Annotated in this window: 13 protein-coding genes; 7 read left to right on the top strand and 6 right to left on the bottom strand. The window is 64.3% G+C overall.

Features of this window, described 5'->3' with window-relative positions; translation table 11 throughout:
- Positions 1-3 precede the first annotated feature (3 nt).
- The 6 genes from wecC to AWB72_RS21135 all read right to left on the bottom strand — a co-directional run bounded on the left by wecC (position 4) and on the right by AWB72_RS21135 (position 6,778).
- Complete coding sequence (gene wecC, locus AWB72_RS21160) at positions 4-1,281, bottom strand: UDP-N-acetyl-D-mannosamine dehydrogenase (RefSeq protein ID WP_087128667.1); 1,278 nt, start codon at positions 1,279-1,281, stop codon at positions 4-6.
- Between the two features lie 38 nt (positions 1,282-1,319).
- Positions 1,320-3,527, bottom strand: a complete 2,208-nt coding sequence (locus AWB72_RS21155; RefSeq protein WP_040050386.1) for a GNVR domain-containing protein — start codon at positions 3,525-3,527, stop codon at positions 1,320-1,322.
- Complete coding sequence (locus tag AWB72_RS21150; RefSeq protein ID WP_040050327.1) at positions 3,520-3,975, bottom strand: arsenate reductase/protein-tyrosine-phosphatase family protein; 456 nt, start codon at positions 3,973-3,975, stop codon at positions 3,520-3,522. Before AWB72_RS21150 ends, AWB72_RS21155 begins: the two co-directional genes overlap by 8 nt.
- A gap of 69 nt (positions 3,976-4,044) precedes the next feature.
- Positions 4,045-4,569: an acyltransferase gene (locus AWB72_RS21145; protein ID WP_244285699.1), complete on the bottom strand. Its 525-nt coding sequence runs from the start codon at positions 4,567-4,569 to the stop codon at positions 4,045-4,047.
- Positions 4,566-5,744, bottom strand: a complete 1,179-nt coding sequence (locus AWB72_RS21140) for a glycosyltransferase family 4 protein (protein ID WP_040050326.1) — start codon at positions 5,742-5,744, stop codon at positions 4,566-4,568. Before AWB72_RS21140 ends, AWB72_RS21145 begins: the two co-directional genes overlap by 4 nt.
- Complete coding sequence (locus AWB72_RS21135; protein ID WP_052449860.1) at positions 5,744-6,778, bottom strand: MraY family glycosyltransferase; 1,035 nt, start codon at positions 6,776-6,778, stop codon at positions 5,744-5,746. Before AWB72_RS21135 ends, AWB72_RS21140 begins: the two co-directional genes overlap by 1 nt.
- A gap of 640 nt (positions 6,779-7,418) precedes the next feature.
- On the opposite strand from AWB72_RS21135, the gene AWB72_RS21130 reads away from it, so the two are divergent.
- From AWB72_RS21130 to AWB72_RS21100, 7 genes are all read left to right on the top strand, one after another.
- On the top strand, positions 7,419-8,132 hold the full coding sequence (locus AWB72_RS21130) for a response regulator transcription factor (RefSeq protein ID WP_084592841.1): 714 nt from the start codon (positions 7,419-7,421) through the stop codon (positions 8,130-8,132).
- Between the two features lie 91 nt (positions 8,133-8,223).
- On the top strand, positions 8,224-9,396 hold the full coding sequence (gene wecB, locus AWB72_RS21125; RefSeq protein ID WP_052449858.1) for a non-hydrolyzing UDP-N-acetylglucosamine 2-epimerase: 1,173 nt from the start codon (positions 8,224-8,226) through the stop codon (positions 9,394-9,396).
- Positions 9,393-10,658 carry a glycosyltransferase gene (locus AWB72_RS21120; protein WP_040050324.1) on the top strand — a complete coding sequence of 422 codons (1,266 nt, stop codon included), beginning with the start codon at positions 9,393-9,395 and terminating at the stop codon, positions 10,656-10,658. The genes wecB and AWB72_RS21120 overlap by 4 nt, the downstream gene beginning before the upstream one ends.
- A complete protein-coding gene (locus AWB72_RS21115) occupies positions 10,655-11,944 on the top strand; it encodes a glycosyltransferase (protein WP_084592839.1) in 1,290 nt (429 codons plus the stop codon). Before AWB72_RS21120 ends, AWB72_RS21115 begins: the two co-directional genes overlap by 4 nt.
- Entirely contained in the window at positions 11,941-14,124 is a 2,184-nt protein-coding gene (locus AWB72_RS21110; protein ID WP_040050322.1) for a bi-domain-containing oxidoreductase, read from the top strand. Before AWB72_RS21115 ends, AWB72_RS21110 begins: the two co-directional genes overlap by 4 nt.
- Positions 14,121-15,857 (top strand): heparinase II/III family protein, encoded by a 1,737-nt coding sequence (locus AWB72_RS21105; RefSeq protein ID WP_040050321.1) that lies wholly within the window; start codon positions 14,121-14,123, stop codon positions 15,855-15,857. The genes AWB72_RS21110 and AWB72_RS21105 overlap by 4 nt, the downstream gene beginning before the upstream one ends.
- Complete coding sequence (locus AWB72_RS21100; protein ID WP_040050320.1) at positions 15,854-17,086, top strand: glycosyltransferase family 4 protein; 1,233 nt, start codon at positions 15,854-15,856, stop codon at positions 17,084-17,086. The genes AWB72_RS21105 and AWB72_RS21100 overlap by 4 nt, the downstream gene beginning before the upstream one ends.
- The last annotated feature ends 25 nt before the right edge of the window (positions 17,087-17,111 follow it).

Here is a 17,111-nt window from a genome sequence, read left to right as displayed (position 1 = left end):
ACGTTATTGCCACAGGCCTTTGGTATCGACGATCGTCTTGCCCGTCAACGCAGCAAGCTCGATAGACTGGAACGCACGATGCTTGACCAGCACGACGCACACGTCCGCCATCGCGATTGCCGCCTCGGGCTGGACGAGCCATGCGTTCGGCCCCTGCAACTCGTCGGGCAGCGTTTCGATATGCGGCTCGGCAATCAGCAACTCACAGCCGGGTTCACGCATCAACGCGTCCGCGATTGCGACGGCCGGGCTTTCACGCAGATCATCGACATCCGGCTTGAACGTGAGACCCAGCACCGCGATGCGTGCAGTCTCGCCGCCGTGTTTCACGCGATGACCCGAGATCGCGCGACGCACCTTTTCCAGCACCCATTGCGGCTTGTAGTCGTTGACTTCGCGCGCGGTGCGAATCAGGCGCGACTCGTCGGGCGCGCCGCTCACGATGAACCACGGATCGACCGCGATGCAGTGTCCGCCCACGCCCGGCCCCGGTTCGAGAATATTCACGCGCGGGTGCCGGTTCGCCAGGCGGATCAGCGACCAGACGTCCACGCCGAAACGTGCCGCGACCAGCGAAAGCTCGTTGGCGAAAGCGATATTGACGTCGCGAAAACTGTTCTCCGACAGCTTGCACAGTTCGGCCGTGCGCGCGTCCGTCACGGCGCAATCGCCCTCCACGAAGCGCCGATAGAAAGCCGCCGCGCGATGCGCGCACGCGGGCGTGATGCCGCCGATGACGCGATCGTTCTTCACCAGCTCGATGCACGTCCGGCCCGGCAGCACGCGCTCGGGGCAGTAAGCGACGAACACGTCCGGAGTCGCACTGTCCCCCTTCTTCGGGAACGTGAGATCGGGCCTCGCCCGCGCGAGCGATTCGCACATCTGCTCGGTCGCGCCGACGGGACACGTCGATTCGAGCACCACGAGATCGCCCTTCTTGAGCACGGGCGCGACGGACAGCGCGGCGCTCTCTACGTAACGGAGGTCGGGCGAGTGGTCGTCCTTGAACGGCGTGGGCACCGCGATCAGGAATACCGAGGCAGGCTGCGGCGCACGCGCCACGTCCAGCATCTTGCGTTCGACCGCGCGCGCCACCTGCTCCGCGAGTCCAGGCTCCTCGATGTGGATGGTCCCGCGCGACACCGCATCGACCACGCGGGCATCGATATCGACACCGAGCACGCGGATGGACCGCTGTGCCGCGATGGCCGCCGTCGGCAGTCCGATATAGCCGAGCCCGATCACACAGGCGTCGTAAGTCGATGTTTCGGTGCTCGACACCGCATCTTCCGAAGCATCAGGAATGAGATCCAGAGTAGTCACTTCTGCTCTCCGTAGTTGTAGTAGCCGACGTAACGTCGCCGGCCGCCGTATTGGCCGCGCCGCATGTCCATGTCGTTGTAGACGATGCCGTGCGGAGTAATGCCGCCTTGCTTCAGGGCAGCAATCGAATGCTCGAGTTCGCTCAACGACGTTGCGCCTTCGCGCGCCACCATGAGCGACAGGTCCGCGTGGCCGCCGACGATCGCGGAATCCGCGACCGCGAGCACGGGCGGCGTATCGACGATCACGTACCGATAGCGCGCGCGCAAAGTCGCGAGCACTTCTGCGAAGCGCGGCGACATCAGCAGATAGGCCGGTCCGTCCGGATAGTCGCCACAGGCGATGAAGTCAGGCAGCACAGTGCCGCCCTTGCGGATGACGCGATCCAGTTCGGCCTTGCCGCGCAAGAGTTCGGAAAGGCCCGGGCCTTTGTCCAGACTGAGCGCCTTGTGCAGACGTCCGCGCCGCAGATCGCAATCGACGAGCGCCACCGACTCGCCCGAGGCAGCCAGCAGCGCCGCCAGATTGAGCGATACGAACGACTTGCCCACGCCCGGACTCGGTCCCGTGACCAGGATCAGCCCCTTGCCGGGTTCGAGCATCATGATCTGAAGCGCGACCTGAAGACTGCGCACGCTCTCGATGGCCGGTTCGTTCGGATAGCGCTGGGCCAGAACCGCACTGCCCTCCGACGTGCGATCGAGCGCGCGCTGTTTCGTCGAGCGCGGAATCTGCGCGATGACCGGCAGGCCGACCGATTCTTCGAGCGAGCCGGGATCGCGCACACCGTCGAACACGGCCCATCTGAGGAAGGCCAGCGCCATGCCGATTCCAAGACCGCCGATGACCGCGAATACCATCACGAGCATCTTCTTCGGCTTGACGGGACGCTCCGCCGCGACCGCGTAATCGACCACGCGCACACTGCCGATCTTGCCCGCGTGAGCGATGTTGAGCTGCTGCGACGCGTTGAGCAGATTCATGTACAGGTCCGTGTCGACCTGCAGGTTGCGCACCAGCGTGACCTGCTGCTGCTCGAGCGCGGGCAGATCGGCAATGCGTTGCTGGAAACCGGCGAGTTGTCGGTCGAGCGTGGAAATCTGCTTGTCGAGCGCACCCATCGCCGGATTCAGCCCGGTGAAGCGCTGATCGAGTTCGCTGCGCTTTTGCCTCAATTCGAGCAGCTTGGTCTGCGCATCCACCGATTGCTCGAGCAGCAGCTTGGTCTGCTCGGCCAGGTCGATCGTGCCGTAACGGTTGCGATACGTGTTGAAGGCTGTTTCGGAATGCTGAAGCTGCTGCTTCAGGCGCGGCAGTTGTCCGTTCAGGAAGTCGATGGTCCTGCGTGTTTCGAGCGCGTGGTACGCAAGGTTCTGCGCGAGATATTCGTCGGCGATGGCGTTGAGCACCTCGGCGGTCCTGCGCCGGTCGCGTCCAGTCAGCGTGACGCCGATCACGTCGGACTCGCGGCCAAGCTCCTGCACCGTCAGATCGCGCTGCAACCTGTCGATGACGTCGAGCCGCGAATAGCGATGCAATTCGAATCGCTCGCCGGCGCGGGCAACGAGCTTCGTCACGCTCAGTTCCACCGTGCCGAGATCGCCGGCGACGACGAGCGGCGTGCCGACCTCGCCCGTGGCGTCGATGTCGCCGCCCTCGCTCCTCAACCGATAGCGTCCCGCGCCGAGACTCGTCAGCGTGAAGCGCTTGCCCTCCAGTTCGCCGGGCACGTTGAAGCGGTCCACATCGATCGTCTCGCCGCCCCATGCATAGCCCGGCAAACCGAAACGCGGCTCGCTCAGCGTTGCGTTCGCACCCGGCCGCGCCTGCAGCCAGCGGCCGACCACGGGCAACATGTCCGGGCGCGCGTCGATGTAGAGCCGCAGCTTATCGACGGCCGCCGAGACCACGAGCCGCGACTTGATGATCTCCATTTCGGCCGGCGCGCCCGCCTTCAGTTGCAGCGCCGATGACAAATCGCCGAGCAGGTTGCTCGATCCACCCGACTTGTCTTCCACCTGTATCACGAGGTTGGATTCGTAGGTCGGCGGCGCGATCAGCAGATAGACGGCGCCGAACAGCACGACCACCGCCGTCGTGACGAGGATCAGCGCCTTGTTGGACAGCACGAGGTCCAGATAATAGGAGAGCTTGAGTCCTTGTTCGGTCGGCAGGAAAAAGCGTTCGACTTTCGGCTCAGTCATGCTGGCGCGCTCCATTGAGCGCATCGACGCGCTTCACCCAGCCGGGCACACACGACCTGATCTGCTCGAAACAGTTTCGGAGCATCTCGACACTGCCGCCGTGCGGATCCTCGATATCCCCGCCCGCCGACGCGCCATAAAGGAACGTCTTCCCCGACGCAGCCGGAAAGCGCTTTTCGAGCTCACGCTTTTGCGCTGCCTCCATGACAAGCAGCAGATCCGCGCGCGCTACGTCCGCAGCGCCGATCTGCCACGGCGCCCAATGCGGACGGGACAAACCTTGCGCCGCGAACATGTCCTTGAGAACGGCCGGCGCGAGCGTGCCGAGCGCGGCGTGCAGCCCGGCCGAACGCACTTCGCAATCCGGCAATGACGCTTGCAGCAACGCCTCGGCAATCGGGCTGCGATAGAGATTGCCCGTGCATACGACCAAAATATTCCTGATCATCGATACTCGTCCGACAGGTTGAACAACAACGGGCTTTACGTTGAATGACCTAGCGCCGCCATGCGCGAATCAGCTCCTCATGCGGATGACGCGCGCGGGGTTTCCGCCGACGATCGCATTTACTTCGACATCCTTAGTAACAACACTTCCCGCAGCGACCACCGCGCCCGCACCGACCGTCACGCCCGGCAGCAGGATGCAATTCGCACCGATCCACGCATCCGCACCGATCGTCACGCGCCGGCCCACGTGTCCGCTCGAAAACACCGTGCCCGGCAGAGGCGGAATTACGTGATTGGTCGACAGGATCTGCGTGCGATACCCGATCAGCACACGATCCCCGATCTCCACACCGCCGGCTGTCGTCACCACGACGCCGAGCGCGAAATCGACGTCGTCGCCGACAGTGAGGTTGCGTCCCGGCGCTATCCACACGCCCGGGTAAAACACCGTCCGCCGTCCGATGCGCGCGCCGAGCACGCGCAACGCGAGCGCCTTCAACGCATTGCAGCTACGCAGGCGCGGCAGTGCGAACAACAGCACCAGCACCGTCTCGACGCTCACCACCAACGCATACCGACAGGCGCGCATCATGAGCACCATGCCTCGCGGCCTGCGGCATACGACAGCAGCTTCGCGTGAATCCTGTCCATGCGCATGTCCTGGCTTCCCAGGCGACGCAGACGCTCTGCGCCGTTCGCCACCAGACGCGCGGTATCGATATTTCCGTGTATGAATTCGAGCATGCACTTCGCGATCTGAGCGGCATCGTGAGGTTCGCAGTAGATCGCGCTCTCGCCGCAGATCCCGCGTGCGAAATCGCGGTCGCTGACGAGAAGCGGTACGTTCGCCTTCCACGCTTCCATATAGTTGTTGCTGAAACTTTCGAGGTCGCTCAGATTCACGAGCACATGCGACTCGTCGTACAGCGACTGGATATCGCGCGAAGCCACCGCGCCGCGAAAGTCGAAATGCGCAGCCGCCGATGCATGACCAGTGAGTTGCGTTGCAAACGCGCGCGCGTCGCAGCTAACCAGAAAGCGGAATCGCCCTGACATGCCCGCGTTTAGCAGATGATTCGCCACGGCCGGCAGACGCCACAGGTTCTTGTGTGGCGACGTTCCGCTCAGAAAAAGGAAAGTGAGCGGCGCAGCGCCGGCACGTTCGCGCGGCGGCGGACTCAGGTAATCCGACGGCGCGGGCGGCAGCACATGGACCCGGCTCTTCTCGAGCCGGCAATGCGCGGCGATGCGACGTTGCATCACCAGCGTTTCGACGATCACTTCGTCGGCTGCGAGAAGACGCCGTCGGCGTGCCGCGTTCTTGATCCGCTGAAGCACGGCAGCGCGCCACGGCAGATAATGCCAGTACGGTGAGTCCGGGTAGCAGATGATCGGATAGGCGACCCCGACCACGCTCGTGACATTCGGACCATGCGGCAGGCCCGCGCCGAACAGCGTCTTGATGACGACGATGTCATTCGCGCGAATGAACCACTGCAACGTCGTGCGCTCGAACCACAAACGCCTCAGCGCCTGCGACGGGCAATGCAACTGATGCGAAGCCGGAATCTTCAACGGATAACGCGCGAGTTCGCCCGAGTCGGGCAGCAACACGAACAGGCGAACGCCCGGCCATTCGCGCGCGAACACCCTGTCGAGAAAATTCAGCGCGAGTTGCACGCCGCCGCCCGTCCGAATACCGGAGAAATCGAACAGGATGCCCGGCGTGACCGGTCTCGCGACGCCTGCGCGGATCGCGCTTGCCATCACAACTCGATCCACGGACGTTGCACGAACCCGGCACCCAGCGAGCCTGCGCGGTACAGCGAGCCATAGAGCGCGCAATAGACCACCACGAAGCCGCCAAGCCACAGCATCGTGCCGATTTCGTCATCGCGCAGGTACACCGCCGGCAGAACGGCGGCCGCATTCAGCAGCCACAACGCGACCGTCGTCAGTGGATTGCGCAGATCGCCGAGCCGCGTGTCGGTCGACCACGGCTGCATCGCAATCCAGCGGTAGACCAGATGATGCAAGTGCTGTGCATCCGGTTCGGCTGCGCGCGTGCGCGTCACGAAACGGCGGCGTGCAATGGAGAACAGTGTCTCGGTGACCGGATAACCCATGAGCAACACCATCGACCACGGACTCACGGTGTGATGGCGGCTCACCAGCAGGAGCGCAAGTTCAGCGACGAGGAAGCCCGCGAAATACGCGCCGCCGTCGCCAAGAAATATTCTTCCGAACGGAAAGTTCCATATCATGAAGCCGACGATCGCGGCGACGCAAAAGAGCGACACTTCGAACATCACCACGTCGCCCCCGATGAAGCCCAGCGCGCCGATTCCGAGCAGCACGGCGCAACACACACCCGACGCGAGTCCGTTATAGCCATCGATCAGGTTGACCGAGTTCGACACGCCGGCCACCGCGATCAGCGTCACAGGCACCGCGACCTCCGCGAACTGCAAGAATTGGTCGATCGGCGGAATGCCGGTCTGCGTCACGCTCGTTGCAAGCAGAAGGTAGCCGAGCAGCGCCGACACCATCGTCATCACGAGACGCATCGCCGGTGAAACGGCCTTGGTCATGTCCTCGACGAGTCCCGATCCGAACGCCGGCACCGAGCTCACCAAAAGCAAGGAGAGCAGATCGATCGAGGCGTTATGTTCACCGATCAAAGACCCGATCATGACGAACAGCACGAGACTGCCGAACACCGCGACGCCGCCAATGCGCGGCACCGACACGGCATGTACCTTCTGCACGCCGCCTAAGTCGCTATCGCCGGTCAGCTTCAAATGCCAACTGCGAGTCTTTATCAGCATGGCGGTCAATAAGAAGGCCAGTGCAAGAACCGCTACAGGTTTCATGTTCGACCTCATTGACTACGTCGCGAATCCGTTTTATCGAATAAAGAAAAACAGATATAAAAACCTTACCTACGTCAGACCGGCGCCAGTGTAATGGCGTATTTTGTCGGGCAGTTCGACACGTCATCAATGGTCGGAATTTGTCAGAAATCGCACGCAATGCCGTTCGCCATTTCGGCTCACCGGCCACCACTTTCCGTTGCGAAACTTCGCTCCTGTGCGGCGCGAGGCGGCTAAACCGACTGAATCGCGGTCGCGGCGCAACGCACGAAAACAGTAAGTTTTATCCGCATCGATGTGTGACAGCCGTCACTTCTCTTTTTGTTGCCGCGAGGAATAATTCACCGCGGCATTCGAATGCCGTCATACGCGGGATAAAGCAAACGTCAAACGCAATCACAGATTTTTAGCACCGGCGTGCGCTGCCTGATAACGAAATGTCATAGCCTAATTACGGGGCATTGAATGACGAGCAATGAGCGAGCGCCTGAACGGCGTAACACGAGCGTGAATAGGCGGCGACATGCATTGCACTTTCACGCGCCTGCTTACTCATTAGCGTGCAGTGATGTTCGTCGCCGTTCTTGAACGGGATGCCGCCGAGCGCGCGCAGCTCGCCGCCCCATTGCGCAAGGCCGGGCATCACGTCACCGAGCTTCCTCATGCGTCTGCGCTTACTCGCCATCTGGCTGCGCATCGATGCGACATCGTCGTGGTCAGCGGTCACGAGCCGCATGAAGAAAGCGATGCGACGATCGCGAGACTGCGAGCGCGCCGGCTGCTCGGCATCGTGGCGCTGGTGGACGAAGAGCAGCACGAGGCGCGTATTGCCGCGCTCGAAAGCGGCGCCGATGTCTGCGTGACCCGCCCTTACGATTCGCGCGAGCTTGCGGCCAGCGTCGAAAGCCTCGCGCGCCGTATCCGCGATGCGCAAGAACATCATCGTCTCGAAGACGAGGTCGACGACAGCGCGAAGCCGTCGGATGCGTGGCTGCTCGTGTCGCGCAAGTGGCTGCTTCTATCGCCCGATGGCGAGCAGGTGCAGTTGACCGCCACCGAATGCTCGCTGCTCTCGCTGCTGCTCGCACATGCAGGCAAGCCGGTGTCGCGCCGCGAGATCGTCACGGCACTGGGACACGACTATCGGCACTACGACGAGCGCAGGCTGGAAGCGCTGGTCAGCCGTTTGCGCCGCAAGCTCGGCCGGCATCCGGAGGAGGTGCCGATTCGCGTCGCACACGGTTTCGGCTATGCGTTCACCGCGTCGGGACTCGTTTCCTGAACATTTCGGGTTCCGGATCATTTTGCATCGATCGAAGTTCCGCCAATCGGGCATCGCGCGTTGCCTGCGTCGCCCCACCCGTTGAGCCGTCATGACCCAGCCCACCATTCTCATTGTCGTCGGCACCCGGCCGGAAGCCATCAAGATGGCGCCGGTGATCCATCGGCTGCGGCGCGAGCCGCATCTTCGCACCGTGGTATGCGCCACCGCGCAACACCGGGACATGCTCGATCAGGTGTTCGCCAATTTCGAAATCAAGGCGGACATCGACCTCGATCTGATGCGCGCCAATCAGAATCTCGTCGGCCTGACGGCGAACGTGCTCACCCGCACGGCCGACGTGCTCGCGGACATCAAACCGGCCTGCGTGCTCGTGCACGGCGATACCACGACGGCGATGGCGGCGTCCCTGGCCGCGTTCTATGCGAACGTCGATGTCGGACACGTCGAAGCGGGACTGCGCACCGGCGATCTCGCGCAGCCGTGGCCGGAAGAGTTCAACCGGCGCGTGGTCGATGTGGTGGCGAAGCATTACTTCGCACCGACGAACCGGACGCAGCACAATCTTCTCGCCGAAGGCGTGCGAGGCGAATCCATTCTCGTGACGGGCAACACCGTGATCGATGCGCTGCTGATGACCGTCGCGCATACGCGCCGGCAAGGCGGCATTGCGGCCGGATTGCATGCGCGCTATCCGTTCCTGCGTCATGACGGCAAGCTCGTGCTCGTCACCGGCCATCGCCGCGAGAATCATGAGCACGGTCTCGCGTCGCTCTGCCGCGCCCTCAAGCAGATTGCGCGCGAAACCGGCGTACAGGTCGTCTATCCCGTCCATCCGAATCCGAATGTGCAGCGGATCGCATCGTCGGTGCTGGGCGACGTGCAGAACGTTCATCTGATTTCACCGCTCGACTATCCCGAGTTCGTCTGGCTGATGCAACGCTCATCCATCATCCTGACGGACTCGGGCGGCATCCAGGAAGAAGCGCCGTCTCTCGGCAAGCCCGTGCTCGTGCTTCGCGACGTGACCGAGCGGCCGGAAGCGCTCGAGGCCGGTACGGTCACGCTCGTCGGCACCGACGAAAACCGTATCGTCAGCGAATGCACGCGGCTGCTCACCGACGATGCGTACTATCGCGACCGCTCGACGCGCACGAATCCGTTCGGCGACGGACGCGCCAGCGAGCGCATCGTGTCGTTTCTGCGCGAGCACTATGCGCCGCACCAACACACCGCCTCGCTCTTCGCGCCAGAGTTGTCATGACGCTGACGCCGCCCTCTTCCCGCCCGGGCCGTTCCGTCGTGCTGATCACCTGCTTCAACGCAGACGCGCCGACGTCCGGCTACGCCACGCGCGTGCTGCAGATGGTGGAGAGTTATACGGCGCGCGGCTTCGACGTCAACGTCCTGCGCTTCATACCGGCGGCGCATGCTTCGCCAAGCTGGCGCGAGGCGCTGCGCGAGCGCGGCGCGCGCCGCGTCTTCGAATGTATCGCCCCGCCGATCTCCCGCTACGAACTCGGCCGACGCCTTGCCATCGCGTGGTGCCGACCACTCGCGCTCGCGGTTCGTCTGTGCTTGCGACCTGCCGTCGTGCAGGCTGAAGGGCATGAAGCGGCAGCCGTCACGCTGTGGCGCGGCGCACATGCGCTGCAAGTGGCGGATCTGCACGGCGCGTTGCCGGAGGAAACCGAATATCGGCGGCGTCGACACTCACCCTCGGCCCGCGCGCCGCGCTGGTTTCATCGCCATGAAGCGCGCGCGTTACGCGTCTGCGATGCTTATCTCGTCGTGTCCAATGGCATGATCGGCCATCTGCGCGAGAAGCTCGGCCAAGCGGCTTTCCACGACAAAGCCTATCTCCTCGACGTCAAGTCCTCGCCTCGCTTCATGCGCGCGACGGCGCAGGTCACGCGGCAGGACTATGGCATCCGCGCAGACGAGGTCGTCATCGTTTATTCGGGCGGCACTCAGGCGTACCAGCGGCTGTCGGAAATAGCGGGCTTCGTCGCCGCGCTCGGCGCGCACGTCGAGCGGCTCAAGTTCGTCATTTTCACGGCGGATCCCGATGCCGCGCGCAAGGAACTCGGCGCGGCTGCCGAGAAAATGCGCGTGCTCATCGCGAGCGTGGAACCGTCGGAACTTCGCGCGCATCTGCGTATTGCCGACTTCGGCATCATCTTTCGCGACGATCACGTGATCAATCGCGTCGCATCGCCCACGAAAATCTGGGAGTACCTGTTGTCCGGCCTGCATGTGATCTGCAATCGCGCCGCCGGCAACGCGGCGGAAGCAGCCGGCGCACTCGACGCCGCGCTCGTGGTCGAAGCGAAGCCCGCCATCGACGCGTGGCCGGCCATCGCGCACGACGTCGTGGAGATCGTGCGCAAGCGCCGCGCCGCGCCGCGCCTCGTCGAGCACGCGGCTTGCCACTATCTGAAGCAGGAAGGCGGCTGGGAGAAGCGCTTCGACACCTGGCTCGCGCACATGCGCACGGTCCAGGCGGCGCGTGAGGCTTCGCGATGAGAGTGCTCCAGGTCGTGCCGACGTTGACGGCAGGCGGCGCCGAAACGCTCGCCGCGGAACTCGCGCTCGCGCTCGAACGACGCGGACATCAGGTCGCGGTCGCGCTGCTTGCCGGCGCGCGAGGCCCGCGCGGCGCGGAGCTGGCCGATAGACTCGAACAGGCAGGCATCGCGGTCAGCGGACGCGCCCTGCTTTCGATGCGGCGCCCGCACGGCGCGCTGTCGCTCGCGCGCACGGTCCGCGCGTTCAAGCCCGACGTCATGCATTCCCATCTCTACGCAGCGGATGTCGTGCTCGCAGGCGTGAACGCATTGACAGTCCGTCAGCGTCTGATCCGCACGATCCACAGCACGTCGATCCAGGGGACGCGGTCGCGCGCGGGAACATGGCTGCTCGACCGGCTCTATGCGACCTCGGTGGCATGCGGCGCGCGCGTGGCCGATGCCTATGCCGACTATTTTCAGGGCGCGCAGAAGTCCGCGATCGTCACGGTGCGCAACGGCGTGGCGCACGCGACCGACCCTGCGCTTGCAAAGAGCGACCACACCGGCCCCGCCGACGCCGAAGCGCAACGCATCGATGTGCGCGCATCGCTCGGCATCGCCCCCGATGCGTTCATGTACGTTCATGTGGGGTCGTTTCACGGCCGCACGCTCGCGAGCGCGCCAAAGGCGCATGACGTGTTGCTCACGGCTTTCGCGCAGCTTCGCGCTCACGCATGGGCCTCGCGCGCGCATCTGCTGCTGATCGGCGACGGTGAACTGCGCGATGCGGCGCAGCAACTCGCGCGAACGTTGCGCATCCACGATCACGTGACGTTCGCCGGCGTGCTCGACAACGTCCCGCGCTATCTGGCCGCCTGCGATGCGTTCGTGTTTCCGTCGCGATACGAAGGCTTGCCGGTCGCGCTTATCGAAGCGTGTCTCGCCGGCCTGCCAACCATCACGTCCGCGTTGCCGGAAATCGCCGAAGTCTTCGGTGAAGGCACGCATCCGGCGGCGCCCGTCGATGACGCGCACGGCCTCGCGGCCGTCATGCTGGACTGTTTGCAGGATCCGGACGCCGCCCGATCGCGAGCCGTCCGTACTGCGGAACATATCGAACGCGAGTTTTCCATCGATCTTTGCGCGGCTCGTTATGAGGCGCATTACGCGTCCCTTGGCGCGCCGATCGCGCCGCGCGTCGCGGCTGCATGCGTCCTTCGTGCGCGTGGCGCGCCCGTGCCCTGCGCACCGTCTTCCGATCCCCTTGCCGTTTCGAAGCAATCCCATCAGGACATTTTGTGAAACAAGTATTGCAAAACCTCAAGGACGGCAGCACCGCGCTGTGGGACGTGCCGATGCCCGCGATGTCGCGCGGCAGCCTCCTGATCGAAACGAGGACCACGCTCCTGTCGTCGGGTACCGAACGCATGCTGGTCGACTTCGGTCGCGCAAGCCTCCTCGGCAAGGCGATGCAGCAGCCTGAACGCGTGCGCGACGCACTACGGAAAGTCCGAACCGACGGTCTCGCTGCGACACTGTCGGCCATCACCGACAAGCTCGACCAGCCGCTCGCGCTCGGATATTGCAACGCGGGCGTGGTCACCGCGGCCGGAGCGGATGTGGACGGCATCCGGGTCGGCGACCGCGTCGTCTCCAACGGCAAGCACGCCGAGTACGTGTCGGTCGGCCAGAACCTGTGTGCGCGCATTCCCGATAACGTCCCCGACGAAGATGCCACGTTCGCCATTCCAGCCGCGATCGGCCTGCAAGGCGTGCGGCTCGCGGCGCCGACGCTCGGCGAGACGTTCGTCGTGATCGGTCTCGGCCTGATCGGGCTGTTGACGGTGCAGATCCTCGTCGCCAACGGTTGCCGCGTCATCGGCATCGACCGGGATTCGTCCCGCGCAGCACTCGCCGCGACGTTCGGCGCGACGCCCGTGCCCGCGAACGCCGACGTGGTCGCCGACGTGCTCGCGCGCACGAACGGCATCGGCGCGGACGGCGTGCTCATCTGCGCCTCGACGAGCAGCGACGAACCGGTTGCGCACGCGGCGAAGATGTCGCGCACGCGTGGACGCATCGTGCTCGTCGGCGTGGCGGGCTTGAGCCTGTCGCGTGCGGACTTCTACGAGAAGGAACTGAGTTTTCAGGTGTCGTGTTCGTATGGACCGGGACGCTACGATCCGCGTTACGAAGACAAAGGCTTCGACTATCCGATCGGCCATGTGCGCTGGACCGAGAACCGCAATATCGCCGCCGCGTTGCAGTTGATGGCCGATGGCCGCCTCTCGCCGCAGGCGCTGATCACGCACCGCTTCAGCCTCGACGATGCCGAGCGTGCCTACGCGCTGCTCGTCGACAAGGCGCCGTCGCTCGGCATCGTCATCGACTATCCTCGACGCGTGATCGAGGACGCGAGCCCGCGCGTCGCCCGGATCGGGACCGCCGACGCGCACGCGCGCATCGTGCCGCTCACGGTGGATGGACAGACGGTGGCCGCGCCGTCATCCGCGATACGCGTGAATGTGATCGGCGCCGGCAACTACGCCGGGCGCGTGCTGATCCCCGCGTTTCGGAGTGCGGGCGCGGCGCTCAACGGCATTGCATCGAACAACGGAATCAGCGCCGCGCATTACGGGCGCAAGCATGCGGCGGCGTTTGCATCGACCGATGCCGGCGCGCTATGCGCGTCGCCCGACGCGCAGGCCGTCGTGGTCGCCACGCGTCACGACACGCATGCCGAGTACGTGATTCGAGCGCTCGAGCATGGCAAGCACGTGTTCGTCGAAAAGCCGCTGTGTCTCACGCACGAGCAATTGCATCGCATCACGCACGCGCTCGGGCAGGCGCGCGAAAAGGCCCGGCGAACAGCGCGGCCCGAACCCGTTCTGATGGTCGGCTTCAACCGGCGCTTCGCACCGCAAGTGGTGCGCATGAAGAGCCTGCTCGCACCGCTGACCGCGCCCAAGGCGCTGGTTCTGACGGTCAACGCAGGCTCGATTCCAGCCGACCACTGGACGCAGGATCGCGAGAGCGGCGGTGGCCGGATCATCGGCGAAGCATGCCACTTCATCGATCTGCTGCGCCATCTCGCCGGCAGCCCCATTACGTCGTTCGAAGCGTCGGGCTTCACGGCGGCGTCGCCCGCTTCGTGCGATACGGCCAGCATCACGTTGCGCTTCGAATCGGGTTCCGTCGGCACGATTCACTACTTCGCAAACGGTCACCGTTCGCTGCCGAAGGAACGGCTCGAAGCATTCTGCGGCGGCAAGGCGTTCGTGCTCGACAACTTTCTGAAGCTGCGTGGCTATGGCTGGCCGCAGTTCACGCGGATGAACCTGTGGAGGCAGAACAAGGGACAGCAGGCGTGCGTCGCGGCGTTCGTCGACGCGATCGCGAACCGGGGAGACGCGCCGATTCCCATCGACGAACTCCTCGAAGTGAGCCGCGTGACGATCGACATTGCACGGGAGCTGGGATGACGCCATCGCAAGCCGTGCGGCTCTTCCACACGGTTCGGCATCTCAAGCCGGTGCAGGTGTTGTATCGCGCGAAATATGGCGTTCTGCCACGGGCGCGCATCAGCGAGCACATCGACAGGCCGGTGCGGACAAGCAAACGCGAAGCCGAGCCGGTGCCTTTCGCTGCGGGTCCCGACGAGTATCTCGGCGACGGGCGTTTTCGCTTCCTGAATTGCGACGGCGATCTCTCCGATGGCTGGAACCCGCCGCACCATTCGCGCTTGTGGCGCTATAACCTGCACTACTTCAACTACCTGAACCAGCTCACGCGCGAACGGCATGCGCCCGCGCTCGGCATGCTGATCGACGACTGGATAGCCGCGAATCCGGTGGGCGCCGGTGCGGGCTGGGAGCCGTACCCGCTCTCGCTACGCATCGTCAACTGGATCAAGTGGGCGAGCGCAGGCCAACTCTTGCCTGACGACGCGCGAGCGAGCTTGTACTTGCAGGCGCGCTATCTTGCGCAACGGCTCGAATATCACTTGCTCGGCAATCACCTGTTCGCCAATGCGAAGGCGCTGGTGTGCGCAGGCCTCTTCTTCGACACGCCCGAAGCGGCAAACTGGCTCTCCGCCGGCCTTGCGATTCTGCGTGAGGAGCTGCCGCGACAGATGCTCGACGATGGCGGCCACTTCGAGCTGAGCCCGATGTATCACGCAATCTTCGTCGAAGACCTGCTCGATATCGTGAATCTGGCGACCAGCGCCGGCGCGCGCCGGCACAGCGCCGACGCGGCGGCCTGTCTTGCTCTCGCGCGCGAGCACTTGCCACGCACGCTCGACTGGCTCTGCACGATGACACATCCGGACGGCGAGATCGCGCAGTTCAACGACGCCGCTTTTGGAATCGCGCGGCCCTATGCGGTGCTTGCGCAATACGCGCAGAGGCTCGGCATCGTATGGCGGGAGCCGTCCGGCGCGCAGACATTGAAGTCACTCGACGCCTCCGGTTACGTGCGCGCCGAATGCGGTAAATATGTCGCGCTGCTCGACATCGGCCGCATCGGTCCCGACTATCTACCGGGTCACGCCCACGCGGATACGCTCAGCTTCGAACTGTCGTTGGAAGGCCGCCGCATGATCGTGGATGCAGGCACGAGCACGTATGCCGCCGGCGATCAGCGGATGATCGAACGCGGTACCGCGGCACACAACACCGTGACGTACGAGGCGCAGAGTTCTTCCGATGTGTGGAGCGCGTTTCGTGTCGGGCGCCGCGCGTATCCGATCGATGTCGATCTGCATGTTGCAAAGAATCCAGGCCGGTCCGGTGCGCGACAGGATGGCGCCATTCATGCAGGCGCCGACTGGTACGTGAGCGCCGCGCACACCGGTTACTTGCATCTGCCTGGGCAGATCGTCCACCGGCGCACATGGCACGGCGACGCTGATACGCTCGTGGTCGTCGACCAGCTTCACAGCATGAGCGGCCGCGTGGCCACCGACGCAGACCGCACGTTTGCGACGCTGCGCTTCGCGCCCGGCTTCGACGTGGTGCAGCGCGCGGACGGGGAGATCATCGTCAGCGCCGACGGCATGGTGCGTTGCCGGCTCACGCATACCGGCGCGGCTGCGCGCATCATCGACGATTTCCACCATCCATGCTTCGGCATGAAGCTGCCATGCAAGCTGCTGCGCGTGCCGTTCCTGCATCCGACGCTCGTGACGCGGCTTTCGTTCAGGACGCTTGCATGAAGATCCTTTTCGTCACCGACAACTTCTATCCCGAGACCAACGCGCCCGCCTCCCGCACGCTCGAACACGCGCGCGTTTGGGTCGAGGCGGGTCACGCGGTGACCGTGCTCACGACCGCGCCGAACTTCCCGGAAGGCAAGCTGTTCGCGGGATATCGCAACCGGTGGTGGCAAAGGGAAAGCATCGAGGGCATCGACGTGGTGCGCGTGAAGACGTATATCACCGCAAACGAAGGCTTCGTCAAGCGCACGCTCGATTACTTGTCGTTCATGATCGCGGCAGTCCTCGCGTCGCCGATGCTGCCGCGCTGCGACGTGGTCATCGGCACGTCGCCGCAGTTTTTCGCGGCGCTGGGCGCGCGCATCATCGCCAAGCTGCGGCGTCGACCGTTCGTGTTCGAGCTTCGCGATCTGTGGCCGGCATCCATCGTCGAAGTCGGCGCGCTGCGCTCAAGTCTCGCCATCAGGATGCTCGAAGCACTCGAGCTTTATCTCTACCGCAGCGCGGCCGCCGTGATATCCGTCACGCATTCGTTCAAGCGGGAACTGGCGGAGCGCGGCATCGATGCCGACAAGATCGAAGTCGTGCAGAACGGTGTCGATCTTGCGCGATTCACACCCGCCCCGCGCGATTCGCAACTCGGCCATGAACTCGGCGTGAACGGGCGCTTCGTCGTGGGCTACCTCGGTACGCACGGCATGGCGCACGGTCTCCACACGGTGCTCGAAGCGGCCGCGCTGCTCAAGCATCGGACGGACATCGCGTTCATCATGGTCGGGGCAGGCGCGCAAAAGCGCGCGCTGGAAATGCGCGCCGAGGAACTCAGACTCACGAATCTGACCTTCGTCGCGCGGCAGCCGAAAGAACGCATGCCGGCGCTGCTCGGGCTGTGCGATCTTTGTGTCGTTCCGCTGCGCAACCTCGCGCTGTTCCGCAGCGTGCTGCCTTCCAAGATTTTCGAAGCAATGGCGATGCGCACGCCGATTCTCGCCGCGCTGCCACCCGGCGAAGCGACCGAGTTGCTGGAGGCACTCGGCACGGGTGAAATCGTCGCGCCGGAGGAACCGGTGGCGCTCGCCGACGCGATCACACGCCTCGCCGCCGATCCCGCGAAACTCACTCGCTTTCGCGAGAACGCGGCACGCGTGGCAGATGAATTCGACCGGCGTCACCTTGCACAGAAGATGATCCAGGCGATCGCGAAACGAATTGGGCAACCGCTATCATGAATCGATTCGAATGCAGGTTCGGACC

It is taken from the genome of Caballeronia concitans, assembly GCF_001544615.1.
GTDB classification, from domain to species: domain Bacteria; phylum Pseudomonadota; class Gammaproteobacteria; order Burkholderiales; family Burkholderiaceae; genus Caballeronia; species Caballeronia concitans.
This window is presented reverse-complemented; position numbering and strand designations above follow the sequence as displayed.

Excerpts from the sequence above, each read along its gene's own strand:
- AWB72_RS21155 (WP_040050386.1), bottom strand. The coding sequence starts at position 3,527 with ATGACTGAGCCGAAAGTCGAACGCTTTTTCCTGCCGACCGAACAAGGA.
- AWB72_RS21150 (WP_040050327.1), bottom strand. The coding sequence starts at position 3,975 with ATGATCAGGAATATTTTGGTCGTATGCACGGGCAATCTCTATCGCAGC.
- AWB72_RS21145 (WP_244285699.1), bottom strand. The coding sequence starts at position 4,569 with ATGATGCGCGCCTGTCGGTATGCGTTGGTGGTGAGCGTCGAGACGGTG.
- AWB72_RS21140 (WP_040050326.1), bottom strand. The coding sequence starts at position 5,744 with ATGGCAAGCGCGATCCGCGCAGGCGTCGCGAGACCGGTCACGCCGGGC.
- AWB72_RS21130 (WP_084592841.1), top strand. The coding sequence starts at position 7,419 with ATGTTCGTCGCCGTTCTTGAACGGGATGCCGCCGAGCGCGCGCAGCTC.
- wecB (WP_052449858.1), top strand. The coding sequence starts at position 8,224 with ATGACCCAGCCCACCATTCTCATTGTCGTCGGCACCCGGCCGGAAGCC.
- AWB72_RS21120 (WP_040050324.1), top strand. The coding sequence starts at position 9,393 with ATGACGCTGACGCCGCCCTCTTCCCGCCCGGGCCGTTCCGTCGTGCTG.
- AWB72_RS21115 (WP_084592839.1), top strand. The coding sequence starts at position 10,655 with ATGAGAGTGCTCCAGGTCGTGCCGACGTTGACGGCAGGCGGCGCCGAA.
- AWB72_RS21105 (WP_040050321.1), top strand. The coding sequence starts at position 14,121 with ATGACGCCATCGCAAGCCGTGCGGCTCTTCCACACGGTTCGGCATCTC.
- AWB72_RS21100 (WP_040050320.1), top strand. The coding sequence starts at position 15,854 with ATGAAGATCCTTTTCGTCACCGACAACTTCTATCCCGAGACCAACGCG.